General features: G+C 73.4%; 15 protein-coding genes. 8 read left to right on the top strand and 7 right to left on the bottom strand.

The window, feature by feature from the left end:
• Positions 1-5: 5 nt before the first annotated feature.
• Positions 6-845 carry an alpha/beta fold hydrolase gene (locus BLW14_RS10370; protein ID WP_093706473.1) on the bottom strand — a complete coding sequence of 280 codons (840 nt, stop codon included), beginning with the start codon at positions 843-845 and terminating at the stop codon, positions 6-8.
• Positions 846-971: 126 nt separating this feature from the next.
• Positions 972-2,861, bottom strand: a complete 1,890-nt coding sequence (locus BLW14_RS10365) for a DEAD/DEAH box helicase (RefSeq protein ID WP_256332732.1) — start codon at positions 2,859-2,861, stop codon at positions 972-974.
• Between the two features lie 483 nt (positions 2,862-3,344).
• Here BLW14_RS10365 and BLW14_RS10360 point away from each other — a divergent pair, with 483 nt between their 5' ends.
• A complete protein-coding gene (locus BLW14_RS10360; RefSeq protein ID WP_093706469.1) occupies positions 3,345-4,079 on the top strand; it encodes a ferritin-like fold-containing protein in 735 nt (244 codons plus the stop codon).
• A gap of 21 nt (positions 4,080-4,100) precedes the next feature.
• Here BLW14_RS10360 and BLW14_RS10355 read toward each other — a convergent pair whose 3' ends face one another.
• The 4 genes from BLW14_RS10355 to BLW14_RS10340 all read right to left on the bottom strand — a co-directional run bounded on the left by BLW14_RS10355 (position 4,101) and on the right by BLW14_RS10340 (position 5,956).
• Positions 4,101-4,367 carry a hypothetical protein gene (locus tag BLW14_RS10355; protein ID WP_371128061.1) on the bottom strand — a complete coding sequence of 89 codons (267 nt, stop codon included), beginning with the start codon at positions 4,365-4,367 and terminating at the stop codon, positions 4,101-4,103.
• Between the two features lie 204 nt (positions 4,368-4,571).
• Positions 4,572-4,799, bottom strand: a complete 228-nt coding sequence (locus tag BLW14_RS10350; RefSeq protein ID WP_018520867.1) for a DUF3107 domain-containing protein — start codon at positions 4,797-4,799, stop codon at positions 4,572-4,574.
• A gap of 131 nt (positions 4,800-4,930) precedes the next feature.
• Complete coding sequence (locus BLW14_RS10345; protein ID WP_018105511.1) at positions 4,931-5,572, bottom strand: TetR/AcrR family transcriptional regulator; 642 nt, start codon at positions 5,570-5,572, stop codon at positions 4,931-4,933.
• 168 nt (positions 5,573-5,740) lie between these two features.
• Positions 5,741-5,956, bottom strand: coding sequence for a hypothetical protein (locus BLW14_RS10340; RefSeq protein WP_093706466.1), 216 nt, complete (start codon positions 5,954-5,956; stop codon positions 5,741-5,743).
• Positions 5,957-6,066: 110 nt separating this feature from the next.
• Between BLW14_RS10340 and BLW14_RS10335 the strand changes: the two genes are divergently transcribed.
• From BLW14_RS10335 to moeZ, 7 genes are all read left to right on the top strand, one after another.
• Positions 6,067-7,032, top strand: coding sequence for an alpha/beta fold hydrolase (locus BLW14_RS10335; protein ID WP_093706465.1), 966 nt, complete (start codon positions 6,067-6,069; stop codon positions 7,030-7,032).
• Positions 7,017-8,357: a DUF3152 domain-containing protein gene (locus tag BLW14_RS10330; RefSeq protein WP_093706463.1), complete on the top strand. Its 1,341-nt coding sequence runs from the start codon at positions 7,017-7,019 to the stop codon at positions 8,355-8,357. The genes BLW14_RS10335 and BLW14_RS10330 overlap by 16 nt, the downstream gene beginning before the upstream one ends.
• A 220-nt stretch (positions 8,358-8,577) precedes the next feature.
• Positions 8,578-10,428 carry a DUF3492 domain-containing protein gene (locus BLW14_RS10325; RefSeq protein WP_093710692.1) on the top strand — a complete coding sequence of 617 codons (1,851 nt, stop codon included), beginning with the start codon at positions 8,578-8,580 and terminating at the stop codon, positions 10,426-10,428.
• 46 nt (positions 10,429-10,474) lie between these two features.
• A complete protein-coding gene (locus BLW14_RS10320; protein ID WP_093706461.1) occupies positions 10,475-11,800 on the top strand; it encodes a hypothetical protein in 1,326 nt (441 codons plus the stop codon).
• 141 nt (positions 11,801-11,941) lie between these two features.
• Complete coding sequence (locus BLW14_RS10315; protein WP_026242540.1) at positions 11,942-12,907, top strand: NAD-dependent epimerase/dehydratase family protein; 966 nt, start codon at positions 11,942-11,944, stop codon at positions 12,905-12,907.
• Positions 12,895-13,722 (top strand): spherulation-specific family 4 protein, encoded by an 828-nt coding sequence (locus BLW14_RS10310; RefSeq protein ID WP_093706460.1) that lies wholly within the window; start codon positions 12,895-12,897, stop codon positions 13,720-13,722. The genes BLW14_RS10315 and BLW14_RS10310 overlap by 13 nt, the downstream gene beginning before the upstream one ends.
• Before the next feature lie 85 nt (positions 13,723-13,807).
• A complete protein-coding gene (gene moeZ / locus BLW14_RS10305; protein ID WP_093706458.1) occupies positions 13,808-14,986 on the top strand; it encodes an adenylyltransferase/sulfurtransferase MoeZ in 1,179 nt (392 codons plus the stop codon).
• 61 nt (positions 14,987-15,047) lie between these two features.
• On the opposite strand, the gene BLW14_RS10300 is transcribed toward moeZ, so the two are convergent.
• Positions 15,048-16,613 (bottom strand): alpha/beta hydrolase, encoded by a 1,566-nt coding sequence (locus BLW14_RS10300; protein WP_093706456.1) that lies wholly within the window; start codon positions 16,611-16,613, stop codon positions 15,048-15,050.
• Positions 16,614-16,673: the final 60 nt, after the last annotated feature.

Below are 16,673 nucleotides of genomic sequence, written 5' to 3'. Positions count from 1 at the left end.
AACCGCTAAAGGCCGTCCCAGAAGGCGACGAGCGCAGCGGCGGTCTCCTGCGGCCGGTCCGTGTTGGGGGAGTGCTCGGCCCCCTCGATCCGGGTCCGGCGCGCCCCCAGGCGTACGGCCATCTCGTCGATCACCGGCACCGGCCAGACGTCGTCGGCCTCACCGGAGACGACGTGCACCGGCAGCCCCGCCGCGGCGACCTCGGCCACCCGGTCCGGTTCCGTGGCGAGCTGACGGCCCGTCGCGATCAGCTGGGCCGGGTGGTGGCCCAGCCAGCGCCGCCGCAGATCCTCGCCGTCCGTCTCCGCCTCGGCCGGCGGATCGAACGCGCGCATCGCGGCCCAGACGTCGTCCATGGTCATGGTCGCCAGCGCGTCACCGAGGAGCTTCAGCTTGACCTGCTGTGCCTCCACGACCTCGGCGGGCCCGGAGGACATCAGGGTCAGCGAACGGAACGGCGTGGCGTCGAGCAGGACGGCCGCGCGGCCGATCTGCCCGCCCAGCGAGTGCCCCAGCAGGTGCACCGCGCCCGCATCGAGCGCGGCGGCCTGCGCGAGCACGTCACGGGCCAGCTCGTCCTGCGCGTACACCCCGGGGTCGTCCGACCCTGCGCTCTCGAACTGCCCGCGCCCGTCCACGGCGACGGCGCGGTATCCGGCCTCCGCGAGCGGTTCCAGCAGGGCGATGAAGTCCTCCTTGCTGCCGGTGTAGCCGGGCACGAGGAGCGCGGTGCCGCGTGGCGTGCCGGTGGGGGCCGCGTCCAGCACGGCGAACTCGCCGCGCGCCGTGGGCAGTGCGCGGGCCCGGGCGCAGGAGGGCGGGATGAAGGTGGGTGGCCTGCTCATGGGACGAGGTTAATTCGTGGCGCGGAGGACGGCGCTCGGGGATCTCTGGAGGACGACGGACGACGGACGACGGGCGGCCCCGGGGAAAAATCCCCGGGGCCGCCCGTCAGGTGGTGCCTGGTCCGCTCAGCCCTCGGCCTTCGCGGTCGCGCGCGGTGCGCGGCGCCGGCGCGGCTTGGCCTCGCCCTCGGCGGTCGCGGTCTCCGCCACGGCCTCCGTCTTCGGCTTGGCCGCCGTACGCGTACGGCGGCGCACCGGCTCGGGCTCGGAGATCGGCGCGATCTGGAAGTCGACCTCGTCCTCGACCGGCTTGATCACCCGGCGACGGCGCGGCCGGGTCACGGCGGGCGCCTCCGGCTCGGCGACCGGCGCGGCCTGGAACGCGGCCTCCTCGGCCACCGGCTTGGCGGCGCGGGCGCGGCGGCGACGCGGCTTGGCCTCGGCCTCGGTGGTCGCGGCCTCGGCGGTCGCGGTATCGACGACGACCTCGGCGGCCACGGCCTCCGTCCTGGGCTTGGCGGCCCGGCTCCGGGTGCGCTTCTCCGGCGCGGCCTCGGCCTCCGGCTCGGGCTGCACGGCCACGGGGGCCTCGGCCACGGCGACCGCGGCTTCGGCGGCGACCTCCGCCGCACCGACCCGGGTGCGCCGACGGCGGCGCGGGGTTCGCGGGGCGTCGGCCGGGTCGGCGTCTGCCTCGGCGGCCGGCGCGGGCACGGTGGCCGCGCCCTCCTCGACCGACGAGCCTCCACGGGTGCGACGGCGCTGCCGCGGCGTGCGCGGGGCGCGCTCCTCACGGGCGGCGGGGGCCGGGGCGGCGGACTTGCGGCCGCGGCCGCCCGTCTCGCCGAGGTCCTCGATCTCCTCGGCCCCGAGACCGGCGCGGGTGCGCTCGGCACGCGGCAGGACACCCTTGGTGCCGGCCGGGATGTCGAGGTCCTCGTACAGGTGCGGGGAGGTCGAGTACGTCTCGACCGGGTCCGGGAACTTCAGGTCCAGGGCCTTGTTGATCAGCTGCCAGCGCGGGATGTCGTCCCAGTCGACCAGCGTGATCGCGATGCCCTTGGCGCCCGCGCGGCCGGTTCGGCCGATGCGGTGCAGGTAGGTCTTCTCGTCCTCGGGCGACTGGTAGTTGATGACGTGGGTCACGCCCTCGACGTCGATACCGCGGGCGGCGACGTCGGTGCAGACCAGCACGTCGACCTTGCCGTTGCGGAAGGCGCGCAGCGCCTGCTCGCGGGCGCCCTGGCCGAGGTCGCCGTGGACGGCGCCGGAGGCGAAGCCGCGCCGCTCCAGCTGCTCCGCGATGTCGGCCGCGGTGCGCTTGGTGCGGCAGAAGATCATCGCGAGTCCGCGGCCCTCGGCCTGGAGGATGCGCGAGACCATCTCGGGCTTGTCCATCGAGTGGGCGCGGTAGACGTACTGCGCCGTGTTCTTGACGGTCGTGCCCTCGTCGTCGGGCGAGGTGGCGTTGATGTGCGTCGGCTGCGACATGTAGCGGCGCGCGAGCGAGATGACCGCGCCCGGCATGGTGGCCGAGAACAGCATGGTCTGCCGCTTGGCCGGCAGCATCGTGATGATGCGCTCGACGTCGGGCAGGAAGCCCAGGTCCAGCATCTCGTCGGCCTCGTCGAGGACGAGCGCGCGGACCTCGGAGAGGTCCAGCTTGCGCTGGCCCGCGAGGTCGAGCAGCCGGCCGGGGGTGCCGACGATCACGTCGACGCCCTTCTTGAGGGCCTCGACCTGGGGCTCGTAGGCACGGCCGCCGTAGATCGCGAGGACCCGGACGTTGCGCACCTTGCCGGCGGTGAGCAGGTCGTTGGTGACCTGCTGGCACAGCTCGCGGGTGGGAACGACGATCAGGGCCTGCGGGGAGTCGGTGAGCTCCTCCGGCTTCGCGCGGCCCGCCTCGACGTCGGCGAGGACGGTGACGCGCTCAAGGAGCGGCAGCCCGAAGCCGAGCGTCTTGCCGGTGCCGGTCTTGGCCTGGCCGATGACGTCGGAGCCGGAGAGGGCCACGGGGAGCGTGAGCTCCTGGATGGGGAAGGGGGACGTGATGCCGACGGCCTCAAGGGCCTCGGCCGTCTCGGAAAGAATCCCGAGGTCTCGGAACGTAGTCAGGGTGCTGCCTCTTCTGTGAGACGCGGTCCGAGGCGAACGAAGGGGGTCGTACCGTGCCGGGGTTGGTCATCCGGCGGATGTGCCGGGTGGCGCGGGACCACTGCCGTCGCTCGAGCGCTCGTGCCGCTGAGGGGGCCCCTCATCTGCGGTCGTACGTGTGCACGCACCGCGTGGAGGGCTGTCGGGTCGGAGCCGATCGGGCCACCGACCGGGCATCCTCATTCAATTTCGCGCCACGAGCAGATGCAAAGTGCTCAGTAAGCGCATTACCACTGTACCCCGGATCCGCGCATCTGTGTTGGGTGAATTCGTCGGATCGGTGTGACGTGGGTCGACGGCCGGACCCTTCGGCTCCCGTCGGGGCGGGCTATTCTGCGCTGCATGGAGACGCCTGACAACGCCACTGAAACCCCCGCGACGACCCGGATCGCCGACCAGGACTGGGCCACCGCGTCCGCGCAGCCGCAGTACCGGGCCGCTGTCGTCGATCTGCTGGGCGCGCTCGCCTACGGGGAGCTCGCGGCCTTCGAGCGGCTCGCGGAGGACGCCAAGCTCGCGCCGACCCTGGGCGACAAGGCGGAGCTGGCGAAGATGGCGTCCGCCGAGTTCCACCACTTCGAGCAGCTCACCGAGCGGCTCACGGCCATCGAGGTGGAGCCGACCGCCGCCATGGAGCCGTTCGCCCGGGCGCTCGACGACTTCCACCGCCAGACCGCTCCCTCCGACTGGCTGGAGGGCCTGGTCAAGGCGTACGTCGGCGACTCGATCGCCAGTGACTTCTACCGGGAGGTCGCGGCCCGGCTCGACTCCGACACCCGCTCCCTGGTCCTCGCCGTGCTCGACGACACGGGCCACGGCAACTTCGCCGTCGAGAAGGTGCGCGCCGCGATCGAGGCCGACCCGCGGGTCGGCGGCCGGCTGGCGCTGTGGGCGCGGCGGCTGATGGGCGAGGCGCTCTCGCAGGCGCAGCGTGTGGTCGCGGACCGGGACGCGCTGTCGACGATGCTGGTCGGCGGGGTCGCCGACGGCTTCGACCTGGCGGAGGTCGGCCGGATGTTCTCCCGGATCACCGAGGCGCACACCAAGCGCATGGCCGCCCTGGGGCTCGCCGCGTAGGGCTTTTCCCGGCAGCCGGTGTCAGGCGGCGGCCGACCGGTTCAGCCGGCGGCTGCGCGGCCGGATCAGCAGGGACACCGTGACGGCGGCGATGAGCACGGCGCCGACCACGGTGGCCGCCTCGTGGTCCGGCCCCAGCACCGAGTGCATCAGGGACGCGCCGAAGACGGCCCCGAGCGCCCCCGTACCGAACACGGTCAGGCGGGCGGGGAGGCGGCCCGGCAGTGAGCGCAGTGCCGCCCAGGAGAGGACTGCTCCGAGCACGACGGCGCTCAACACTTCCACCATCACGGACGATCACCTCGCAGGTATACGGAACGGGCGCTTCTGTCCTGCTCGTACTACCCGTGAGTGACCGGTCACAACCCTTCGGCGCACAGGCTTCGCCCAGCCGACGCACAGCCGGGCCACAGCACCGGCGGCAGAACGAAGAGAAGCGGCCCGGCGGGGAATCCCCACCGGGCCGCTCCGCGGTCTCCGCGTCCGTACGCCCTAGAGCGCGCCGAACCCGACCCGTCGCGTGCTGGGCTCGCCGATCTCCACGTAGGCGATCCGGTCGGCCGGCACGAGGACCTTGCGGCCCTTCTCGTCCGTGAGGCTGAGCAGCGCCGCCTTGCCGGCGAGCGCCTCGGACACCGCGCTCTCGACCTCTTCGGCGGAAAGCCCGCTCTCCAGAACGATCTCCCGGGGCGTGTGCTGCACCCCGATCTTGACCTCCACGGCTATGTCCCTCCGACGGTCAGTCCCTGCGCGGTGAGCCGCGCCGTACGCAGCACACATTAGCCCGCTGAGGGGACTCGTCAGGGCTCCCCGGGGCACGCCCGCAGCGAACACGGGCGGCCGCCGGGCGGTCAGTGCTGATCGATGCCGTGCAGCGGGAAGCCGGCGATACCCCGCCAGGCCAGCGAGGTGAGCAGCTGGACCGCCGTGTCGCGCGGAATGGCCGACCGGCTGGACAGCCAGTACCGGGCGACCACCTGGGACACCCCGCCGAGGCCCACCGCGAGGAGCATGGACTCGTCCTTGGACAGGCCCGTGTCGCCCGCGATCACGTCGGAGATCGCCTCGGCGCACTGGAGCGAGACCCGGTCCACGCGCTCGCGCACGGCGGGCTCGTTGGTCAGGTCGGACTCGAAGACGAGTCGGAAGGCGCCGCCCTCGTCCTCCACGTACGCGAAGTACGCGTCCATCGTCGCGGCCACGCGCAGCTTGTTGTCGGTGGTCGACGCAAGCGCCGTGCGCACCGCCTGGAGCAGCGACTCGCAGTGCTGGTCGAGGAGGGCCAGGTAGAGCTCCAGCTTGCCCGGGAAGTGCTGGTAGAGCACCGGCTTGCTGACTCCGGCGCGCTCCGCGATGTCGTCCATCGCCGCGGAGTGGTAGCCCTGCGCGACGAAGACCTCCTGCGCGGCTCCCAGCAGCTGGTTGCGTCGGGCGCGGCGGGGCAGGCGAGTGCCCCGCGGGCGCGCCGCCTCGGTCTGCTCGATGGCTGTCACGCCGCCTCCCAAATTCGTGGTCCGACACAGCGGTTCCGTACGTGCCGCGCCATACCGACATCGTACTTTTGGGTAACCCCGGTATGCGCGGCGCGGACGCAGAATTTCACGGACCGGACGAGTGCGGTAGCCGCAGATTGTCCGGCCCGGGGCGCAGAGCGGGACGTATCAGCGGTAATCGTCCTCATCCTGGGGAACGACGCGGGCCTGGTCCGCCGCGTCCGCCTCGCTGACGCCGCCGCGGTCGAGATCCGTGAGCGGTTCGTCGCTCTCCGGACGCAGGTCCGCGTGCTGCTCGGCGGCGTCCGCCTCGGGCGTCTCCTGGTCGGGTTCGTCCGGCTGGACGTCCTCGAAGGTCTCCGGGTCCCTCGGGTCGACCGTCATGGTGACTCCCTTCCTCGGTTCGAGCCTATGAGGTACCCCGTAAAGCCGCTATGCGATCGTGTGACGGCGAACACATGAACCCCGGTGTGATCATCTCGTAACATTGCCGCATGTCTTCGACCGAGCTGCCGGGAGTCCGCGCCGTCGCCGCAGCGGTGGCCCCCACGGTGAGCACCGTCAGGGTTGCGGAGGGGGAGCGGCTGCGCTCCGTCGAACTGCCCGGCCTGACGCTCACCCTCCGTTCGCGGCCGTCCCGGGGGCCCGGACTGCCGCCCGCCCTCTTCGTGCACGGTCTCGGCGGCTCCTCGCAGAATTGGACGGCCCTGATGCCGCTCCTGGAGGAACTGGTCGACTGCGAGGCCGTCGACCTGCCCGGTTTCGGTGACTCGCCGCCCCCGGACGACGGCAACTACTCGGTCACCGGGCACGCCCGCGCGGTCATCCGCCTGCTGGACGCCCAGGAACGCGGCCCCGTCCACCTGTTCGGCAACTCGCTGGGCGGCGCGGTGGCCACCCGGGTCGCCGCGGTCCGCCCCGACCTGGTCCGCACGCTCACCCTCGTCTCGCCCGCGCTCCCCGAGATCCGGGTCCAGCGCTCGGCCGCCCCGACCGCCCTGCTCGCACTCCCGGGCGTCGCCTCCCTGTTCGCCCGGCTGACCCGGGACTGGACCGCGGAGGAGCGCACCCGCGGAGTCATGGCACTCTGTTACGGCGATCCGGCACGGGTCTCCGACACGGGCTTCCGCGACGCGGTGGCCGAAATGGAGCGCAGGCTGGAACTGCCGTACTTCTGGGACGCCATGGCGCGTTCCGCCCGTGGCATCGTCGACGCGTACACGTTGGGCGGACAGCACGGGCTGTGGCGTCAGGCCGAGCGGGTGCTCGCGCCGACCCAGCTGGTGTACGGCGGACGGGACCAGCTCGTCTCGTTCCGGATGGCCCGCAGGGCGTCCGCGGCCTTCCGCGACGCGCGCCTGCTGACACTGCCCGACGCCGGGCACGTGGCGATGATGGAGTACCCGGAGGCGGTCGCCCAGGCGTTCCGGGAATTGCTCGACGAATGCGGCAGGAGCTGATCCAGGGCGTGGGACGACACAGCCGGAAGGGCCCTGCGCCCAGCGCGCCCGGGACCGGGCAGACCGAGGCGGACGAGGCGGGGCGCGAGGCCGCCCGGCCCGCCGTCGGCACCGGACGGCGCAGACGGCAGGCCGGACCCGCGGCCGGGCCCCTCCCCGGGGCCCCCGAGGTGCGCGGCGGACACCCCGAACAGCGTGAACCCGGCGGCGGCTGGGGCGCGGGCCCGATGCGCGCGCCCGGCGGACCCGGCCCGCGCGCCCCCGCACCCGGCGCCCGGCCCGGCGTCCCGCACCCCGCGAACCAGCAGCAGGCCACCGGCGCCCGGCCGTTCATACCGGGCCCGCGGCGCGAGTTCGTCGAGGCGTTCGACGGCGCGCCGCCCGCCTCGCGCCGGCGGAGCGGGGCGCCCGAGGACCCGTACCGCTCCGTCACCGACTGGGACGCGCGCGAGCCGGAATCGCCGCGCGGCGAGGAACCCGAACCGGAGCCGGGCCCGGTCCGGGCCAAGGACTCCAAGGGCGGCCGGGGGCGTACGTTCACCGGCATCGCCGCTGCGGCGGTGACCACCGTGCTCGCGGTCGTCGTGGCCGGCCAGGTCGCCCACGACCGCACCTCCGGGAGCGGTGCCGCCCAGGCCGCGGGTGTCGACCGGGACGAGCAGGGCGACGCCTCCCGTTCGGACGGCCGCACGACCCCTTCGCCCGAGGCGGCCGTCAAGCCCCTGACGTACGAACAGAAGATGGCCAAGCCCTATCCGCTGTCCCCGGCGCTGACGGGTTCGGGCAAGTTCGAGACCGTGCCCGGTACCGCGAAGGCGCCCGGCAAGGGGACGAAGCACAGCTACCGGATCGACGTCGAGAAGGGGCTCGGGCTGGACGCGCAGCTGTTCGCCAGGGCCGTCCAGGAGACCCTCAACGACGACCGGAGCTGGGCGCACGACGGCGACATGACCTTCGAGCGGATCTCCGAGGGCAAGCCGGACTTCGTCATCACCCTGGCGAGCCCCGGCACGACCGGGAAGTGGTGCGAGAAGTCGGGCCTGGACACCATGGAGGACAACGTCTCCTGCGACTCGGCCGCCACCGAGCGCGTGATGATCAACGCCTATCGCTGGGCCCAGGGTTCCGCCACCTTCGGCCCGGACAAGCTGTTCCCGTACCGGCAGATGCTGATCAACCACGAGGTCGGCCACCGGCTCGGCCACAACCATGTGAGCTGCCGGACGAAGGGCGCGCTCGCGCCGGTCATGCAGCAGCAGACCAAGACGCTGGACCTCAACGGCATCAAATGCCGCCCCAACCCCTGGGTGTATCCCGAGGGCTGAGTGGGTATCAAGCAGCCTTTGTGAGCCACTCTTTCGGTGACACTCCGCCTCTATAGCGCGACAGAACGCTATCAGGGCGGGAAAGTTACGCCGGTTCACCCCTTTCGGTGGCGCGACGGACAACCGTCCGTCGCGCCACCGGCGTATCCGCTTACGGTCGTCCCGCCGCGAGTCGCCGATCCAACGGTGGCCGCTCACAAGGGAGATCGGGGGTGTGCTCGTGCGGATCGGACTGCTCACCGACGGTGGCTATCCGTACGCGACCGGTGAGTCCAGACTCTGGTGCGACCGTCTGGTACGCGGGCTCGCGCAGCACGAGTTCGACCTCTTCGCGCTCAGCCGCTCCGCCGAACAGGAGGCGCAGGGCTGGGTCCGGCTGCCGGCCCAGGTCGTCGGCGTGCGGACGGCGCCCCTGTGGACCGCTGACGAGGAGACCCTCGGCCTGCACGCCCCCCGGGGGCCGCTCGCCCGGCTGCTCACCGGAGGGGGCGCGCGGACCTACGCCCGGCGCGAACGCCGCCTCTTCACCACCCGCTTCGCGGACCTGGCGGCCGCGGTCTGCGGTGCGGCGGACGGCGACAGGGGCGAGACGGCGGACGCCGGGACCGGCGCCCGTACGGAAGGCGCCGCGTCCCGGCTCGCGGACGAGCGGTTCACGCGCGGCCTCTACGGACTCGCCGAACTCGCCTTCGAGTACGGCGGACTGCCCGCCGCCCTGCGCTCCGAGACGGCCGTGCGCATCCTGGAGGCCGCTTGCCGGGCGCCCGGCACCGGACGCACAGTCCAGACCGCCTCCGTCGCCGACCTCCTCGCCTTCACCGCCGAACTGGACCGGGCGCTGCGCCCCCTCTCCCTCGACTGGTACGACGAGGACGGCCTCGGAGCCGTCGACCTCTGCCATGCCACGGCAGGCGGCGTCGCCGCCCTCCCGGGTCTGCTGGCCAAACGCTTCTTCGGCGTCCCGCTGCTGGTCACCGAGCACGCCGTGCGGGTCCGGGCGCACTACCTCGCGTCCGGCGGCGCCCCGGCCGGCGCACCGGTGCGGGCGCTCCTCGCCAACTTCCACGGGCTGCTCGCCACCGAGGTCTACCGGCAGGCCGCGCTCGTCACCCCCGGCAACACCCACGCCCGCCGCTGGCAGGAGCGGTGCGGCGCCGACCCCGCGAAGGTGCGGACCGTCTACCCCGGCATGGAGTCCGCCCGGTTCGCGGCGCTCGGCGAGAGCGAGGACGACGGCGGGCCCGACACGCTCGTCTGGGTCGGCCGCATCGAGCCCGCCAAGGACCTGATCGCCCTGCTGCACGCCTTCGCCGAGGTGCGCCTCGCCGAGCCGGAGGCCCGGCTGCGGATCATCGGGGCCCCGGCCCAGGACCCGGCGGGCGCCGCCTACTTGGAGCGCTGCCGCACCTTGGCCGCCCAGCTCTTCCCCTCCGACGGGGCGGCGGGCGACCTCGACGGGCCCGTGCGCGCCTCCGACGGGACCGTGCGCGACTCCGACGAGCCCGCAGGCGACTTCGACCGGACAGCGGGCGACGGGGAGGGGCCGGTCACCTTCGAGGAGATCGGCGGACCCGAGGTGCCCGACCTGGCCCAGGCGTACGGGGCCGGCGGCGTCGTGGTGCTCTCCAGCGTCGTCGAGGGCTTCCCGATCAGCCTGGTCGAGGCGATGTTCTGCGGCCGGGCCACGGTCTCCACGGACGTCGGCGCGGTCGTCGAGGTCATCGGCGGCACGGGCCTCGTGGTCCCGCCGCGCAACCCCCGGGCGCTCGCGGACGCGTGCGTCGCGCTCCTGCGCGACCCTGCGCGCCGTGCACGCCTGGGTGCGGCGGCGCGCGCCCGGGCGCTCGAGCTCTTCACGGTCGAGCAGAACCTGGCCGCCTTCCGCGGGATCTACCTGGACCTGATCGCACGGGCCCCGGTGCGCGAGAGGTTCCTGCCCGCCGACGACACCCCGCGCCCCTTCGCCACCCCGCCGGAAGCCCACGTCCGGGACCACTGGCCGGTCCCGGACGGGGACGAACGCGCCGGCCGCACCCCGAGCTGGGCGGGCGCCGGGGGCAGCGATGCGTGACCACGGGCCGACGGGCCCGGCCGAACAGCAGCACGGAGGAACGACGATGAGCCGCGAGGGCCACGAGGACGCCCTTGAGGGGAGCGCGCCGGGGGAGTCGGCGCACACCACCGGAGGCGCGCCCGCGCACGCCGGTGCCATGGCGGAAGGCTCCTCGCCCGACGCGCCCGCGCGCGCCGGTTCCGCAGTGAACGGTTCTTCGCCGGAAGCGCCCGCGCACGCCCCCGTACGCCCCCCGGAGGTCGCGCACGCCGCTCACCCGCACGCCGCCCGTAACGCCGCCGTGCGCAAGGCCGTCGCCGGGCGGCGGGGGACCGCCGATCCGGTGCGGGCTCTCATGCACCGGCACCGGGAGCTGTGTGAGCGGGCCGTCGATCCGCTGGAGATCGCCGCGGGTCTTGAGGCGCACGGGGTCACCGACCGGACCGCCGCCCGCTACCGGCACCGGGACGTGTTCTCGCTCGCCGAGGAGCTCTTCGCCCGGGTCCCCGCGGTCGCGGGGGAGTCCGTCGCGACGGGCCCCGCTCCGGCGCGCGACGTCACCACGCGCGCTGCCTGGACCCTGCGGGCGCTGCTGCCGGGCGCCGCCTGCCTGTCGACGTTCGGCGCTCTCCGGCTCACCGACGGGCTGCTCGGCGGCGACGCACGGCTCGCCATCGGCTGCGGTGGGGCCCTGCTCACGCTCGTCGTGCTCGTCCTCGCCGTGCGCACCGGCCCGCTGCGCGCCGAGCCCCGCTTCTCCGGCACCGCGGCCCTGTGCGTCTGCTGGCTGCTCGGCTACGTGCTGTACGGCGACGCGCTGTTGCACCAAGTCCTCAGCGGGGGCCCGGAAGGCCCCTGGACGCTGACCCCGGCACCCCTGCCGGCGCTCGCCGTGGCGGTGGCGCCCGCCGCCTGGTGCGCCCACATCTTCGCCCTGTCCGCCCACCGCAGACTGCACGGCAGCCACGCTCTGGAGGAGTTCGCGGCCGGCGCGCGCCCCCTGCTCTTCGGCGTCGTCGCGCTCTTCCTCTGCACGCTCGCCGTGCTGCTGTACCTGGCCCGCCTGGGACTCGGCAGCGGCGGCGCACCGGTCGGGGCCGCCGCCCTCGGGCTGCTGCTCCTGCTGGCCCGGCTGTTGGCCGTCCACGGTTTCCCCGAACCCGCCGCCACCGGACTCGCCGCCGCCTGCGCGGTCGAGGCCGCCGCCCCCGCCCTGATCCTGGCCGGCCGGCTGCCCGGGCTCCACGCCGTCGCCCGCCCGGTCGACGCCCTCGTCGAAGCGGCGGGCGCCGGGGCCGTCCCCGCGCTCGCCTGCGGCGCGGCCGCCCTCGGCCTGCTGATCACCGCCACCCTCGCCCTCTCCAGGGCGTCCGCACACGCCGCCCCCTGAGGCGGCCCCCGAGCCGGTCCGCGGAGCCGACGCCGCGGGCCGTCACCACCCGAACCGTACGAAACTTCCCCAAGGAGACACCGACATGACCCCGCAATCCCCCGCACCGGCAGCCCGCCGTCGGCCCCAAGGCGGTGCGCGATGAGGGTGCTGCTGCTCGGAGCCAACGGATTCATCGGCCGGTTCGTGGCCGACCGGCTGCTCGCCGACCCCGCCGTCCACCTCACCGCACTCGGCCGCGGCGACGACGCCGACGTACGGTTCGACCTCGCGAACGGCAGCCCCGGAGCGCTCACCCGCTTCCTCGACGCCGTGCATCCCGGCGTCGTCGTCAACTGCGCCGGCGCGACCCGGGGCGGCGCCCGCGACCTCACCCGGCACAACACCGTCGCCGTCGCCACCGTCTGCGAGGCCATGCGGCGCAGCCGCTGCACCGCCCGCCTCGTCCAGGTCGGCTGCGCCTCGGAGTACGGGCCCTCCCAGCCAGGGTCCTCCACCGCCGAGGACGCCATCCCGCGCCCCGGCGGCCCGTACGGCGTCAGCAAGCTCGCCGCCACCGAGCTCGTCCTCGGCTCCGGCCTCGACGCGGTCGTGCTGCGGGTCTTCTCGCCGGTCGGTCCCGGGACCCCGGCCGGCTCCCCGCTCGGCCGGCTCGCCGAGGCCATGCGCCGCACCATGCAGTCCGGCGACGGCGAGCTGAAGCTCAGCGGCCTCGGGGTGCAGCGGGACTTCGTCGACGTACGCGATGTGGCGCGGGCCGTGCATGCCGCCTCCCTCTCCGCCGCGCAGGGCGTCGTCAACATCGGCACCGGCCGCGCCGTCCGGCTGCGCGACGCGGCGGCCGTCCTCGCCAAGGTCGCCGGATACGCCGGCGCGCTCCACGAGCTGGACACGCCCCCCGCGCGCCTCCCCATCCACGCCCCCCGCACCTCGTCCGAGTCGGTCATCGAGCACCTCTCGGCCACCCCGTCCCCGTACCCGGACGGCTGCGGCGCCTGGCAGCAGGCCGACGTCCGCACCGCCCGGGACCGGCTCGGCTGGCGCCCCCGGATCAACCTGGAGGAGTCCCTGGCCGACATCTGGATGGAGGCGGCGTGCCGTATCTGACCAGTACCGGCACCGCCCGCCGCGCCAGCGGCGCCGACCGGCTCGGCTTCGGCGTACCCGGCTACGCCCACCCGCTGCTCGCGCCCGCCGAATGGGCGGAGCTGACCCGCCCGGGCACCCCGCTGCACTGGGCGGTCCTCAACATCGACAACGGCCCCGGCAGCAGGCCCGACCCGCACTGTCTGGAGGCGGCGGGCCGGCTGCGCAACGCCCGGGCCCGCGCGCTGCGCGACGGGGAGCCCGTCGACACCGTGCGGGCGGCGGGCGGCGGGCTCCTCGGGCAGCTCGACCTCGCCCACGGGGCCCGGCCCTTCGGGGAACTGCTCGCCGACGCCCGGTCGTTCCTCGACTGGTACCGGGTGGACGGCTTCTACCTCGACCGCTGTCCGGCCGACCGCGCCGGTCTGCCCGGCGTGCGGCGGCTCACCGGCACCCTGCGGGCGTTCCTGGGGAGGGGCGGCGGGCATGTCGTGCTGGGGCACGACACGCACCCGTACCCGGGCTACGCCGAGACGGGGGACCAGCTGGTGACGTTCCGGGGCGCGTGGAGCGACTACCGCTGGTCGCAGGTGGCGGAGTGGACGGCCGACTATCCGCCCGGCCGGTTCGCGCACTTCGTGCACGGCGTCCCGCGCACGCATCTGGAGGAGGCGATGCGCATCGCCCGCTGGCAGGGCGCGGGGACGATCTTCTTCACCGACCGAGGCGGTCGCGCGGGTCCGGGGAACGGTCGCGGACAAAGCGACCCATTCGCGGCACTGCCCAGGTACTGGGACGAAATCGTCTCGCGGATCGGACCTGGTATCTCGGAATGAGAGGGGGCGTGGCAGTGTTACGGCAAGAACAACCGTACGTAGTCGAAGTACGTAGAAACCGACCACCTGCATTGTTGAGGTTCCTGTGTCGCTGCCACCCCTGGTCGAGCCAGCTGCTGAGCTCACCGTCGACGAGGTCCGCAGGTACTCCCGCCACCTGATCATCCCGGATGTCGGGATGGACGGGCAGAAGCGGCTGAAGAACGCGAAGGTGCTCTGTGTCGGCGCCGGCGGCCTCGGTTCGCCGGCCCTGATGTACATGGCCGCCGCCGGTGTCGGCACGCTCGGCATCGTGGAGTTCGACGAGGTCGACGAGTCGAACCTGCAGCGCCAGGTCATCCACAGCCAGGGCGACATCGGCAAGTCCAAGGCCCTGTCGGCCAAGGAGACCGTCCAGGGCATCAACCCCCTGGTCAACGTGGTCCTTCACGAGGAGCGGCTCGAAGCCGACAACGTGATGGACATCTTCTCCCAGTACGACCTGATCGTGGACGGCACGGACAACTTCGCCACCCGCTATCTCGTCAACGACGCCGCGGTCCTGCTGAACAAGCCCTACGTCTGGGGCTCGATCTACCGCTTCGACGGCCAGGCGTCCGTGTTCTGGTCCGAGCACGGCCCCTGCTACCGCTGCCTCTACCCGGAGCCGCCCCCGCCGGGCATGGTTCCGTCCTGCGCCGAGGGCGGCGTCCTCGGCGTGCTCTGCGCCTCCATCGGCTCCATCCAGGTCAACGAGGCCATCAAGCTGCTCGCCGGCATCGGCGACCCGCTGGTCGGCCGGCTGATGATCTACGACGCCCTGGAGATGCAGTACCGGCAGGTCAAGGTCCGCAAGGACCCCGACTGCGCGGTCTGCGGTGAGAACCCCACCGTCACCGAGCTCATCGACTACGAGGCCTTCTGCGGCGTCGTGTCCGAGGAGGCCCAGGAGGCGGCGGCCGGTTCGACGATCACTCCGAAGCAGCTCAAGGAGTGGATCGACGCCGACGAGAAGATCGAGATCATCGACGTCCGCGAGCCGAACGAGTACGAGATCGTGTCGATCCCGGGCTCCCGGCTGGTCCCGAAGAACGAGTTCCTGATGGGCAACGCCCTCCAGGACCTCCCCCAGGACCGTCGCATCGTCCTGAACTGCAAGACGGGTGTCCGCAGTGCGGAAGTCCTCGCGGTCCTCAAGTCGGCGGGCTTCGCCGACGCGGTCCACCTGGGCGGCGGCGTGATCGGCTGGGTCAACCAGATCGAGCCCGAGAAGCCGGTCTACTAGAAGACCTCGAAGGGGCCGGTCCGCGTCGCGCGGGCCGGCCCCTTCGGCATGTGCGGTGTCGTCAGGAGCAGCTCTTGCCGTCCGCCGGCACCTTGCCGTCCAGGAAGTACGCGTCCACGGTCGACGTCACACAGCTGCTCACGCCGTACGCGCCGTGCCCCTCGCCCTTGTTGGACACCAGCACACCGACACCCTTGCCCAGCTCGTCCGCCATCCGACGGGCACCCTCGTACGGCGTCGCCGGGTCGCCCGTCGTCCCGACCACCAGGATCGGACCGGCACCCGGAGCGCTCGCCTCCGGGTTGTCGTGCTCGCCCTCCACCGGCCAGCCGGAGCACCAGCCCGCCGTGTCCCAGGCCAGGAACGGGCCGAAGACCGGGGACAGCTTCTCGAACTCGGGCAGCAGCGCCCTGGCCTCGGCGGCCGTGGGCCTCGCCCTGCCGTCCGCGCAGGAGATGGCCCGCTGCGAGTGGTTCTGGGTGTCGTAGTGGCCGCCCGCGTCCCGGCCGTTGTACGAGTCGGCGAGCTGGAGCAGCGTGGCGCCACTGCCGTTCTCCGCCTCCTCCAGGGCCCGGGTGAGGGCCGGCCAGCTGTCCTCGGAGTAGAGGGGGAGCACGATGCCGGTGATCGCGAGGGACTCGTTGAGGGTGCGGTCCGTGCCGGTCGGCAGCGGCTTCGCGTCGATCCGCTTCAGCAGGGCGGTGATGCGCCGGGTGCCCGCCTTCGGGTCCTGGCCGCGGTCCTTGAAGTAGTTGTCCAGGGCCCGCTGGAAGCCGGTCGCCTGGTTGCGCGCGTGCCCGGTGGAGTCCGCGGTCGGGTCGACGACCGCGTCGAAGACCGTACGCCCCACGTTCTTCGGGAAGAGATGGGCGTACGTGCCGCCCAGTTCGGTGCCGTACGACATCCCGAAGTACGTCAGCTTCCTGTCCCCGAGCACCTCGCGGATCAGGTCCATGTCGCGGGCGGCGTTCGTTGTACCGACGTACGGGAGAACCTTGCCGGAGAGACGCGCGCAGCCGGCCCCGAAGTCGGCGCCGTCCTTCATGAACGCCGCCTCCTCGGCCGCCGTGTCCGGGGTCATGTCGACGTCCTGGTACGCCTTCTCCTGCGCCTTGTCGCCCCGGCACCGCACGCCGGAGCTCCGTGCCACCCCGCGCGGGTCGAAGCCCACCAGGTCGTAACGGGCGTTGAGGCTCGCGTACGCGCTTCCGGCGCGCGGCAGTATCGAGACGCCGGAGCCGCCGGGTCCGCCGAAGTTGAACAGCATCGAACCCAGGCGCCTGCCCTTGTCCGTCGCCTGCTTGCGGATCAGGGCGATGCCGATCGTGTCGCCCTCGGGCTTCGCGTAGTCCAGCGGCACCTTCACCGCGGCGCACCGCCACTCGGAGCCCGGCGCCTCACCGCCCTCGGGCGCCTTGCAGCGGGTCCAGTCCGGGTGCTGCGAGGTGAGCGAGGCGGGCAGCCCGCTCGCCTCAGGTGACGAGGAGGGGGCGGCGGGCGACGAGGCCGTGCCGCCGTCCGCCCGCTTGCCCGGCTTGTCGTCCGTACCGTCCTCGCACCCCGCGAGCACCCCCGTCAGCAACAGTGCGGCGGCGGCCAGCGCCCCGGCCCGTGCGTGTGCGACCACGTGCGTTCCCTCCCCGTCGAGCCCTGCCCGTACGGCAGTTCGCCCATCGTAGGGGGAGCC

The organism is Streptomyces sp. 2131.1, assembly GCF_900105515.1.
GTDB classification, from domain to species: domain Bacteria; phylum Actinomycetota; class Actinomycetes; order Streptomycetales; family Streptomycetaceae; genus Streptomyces; species Streptomyces drozdowiczii.
This window is presented reverse-complemented; position numbering and strand designations above follow the sequence as displayed.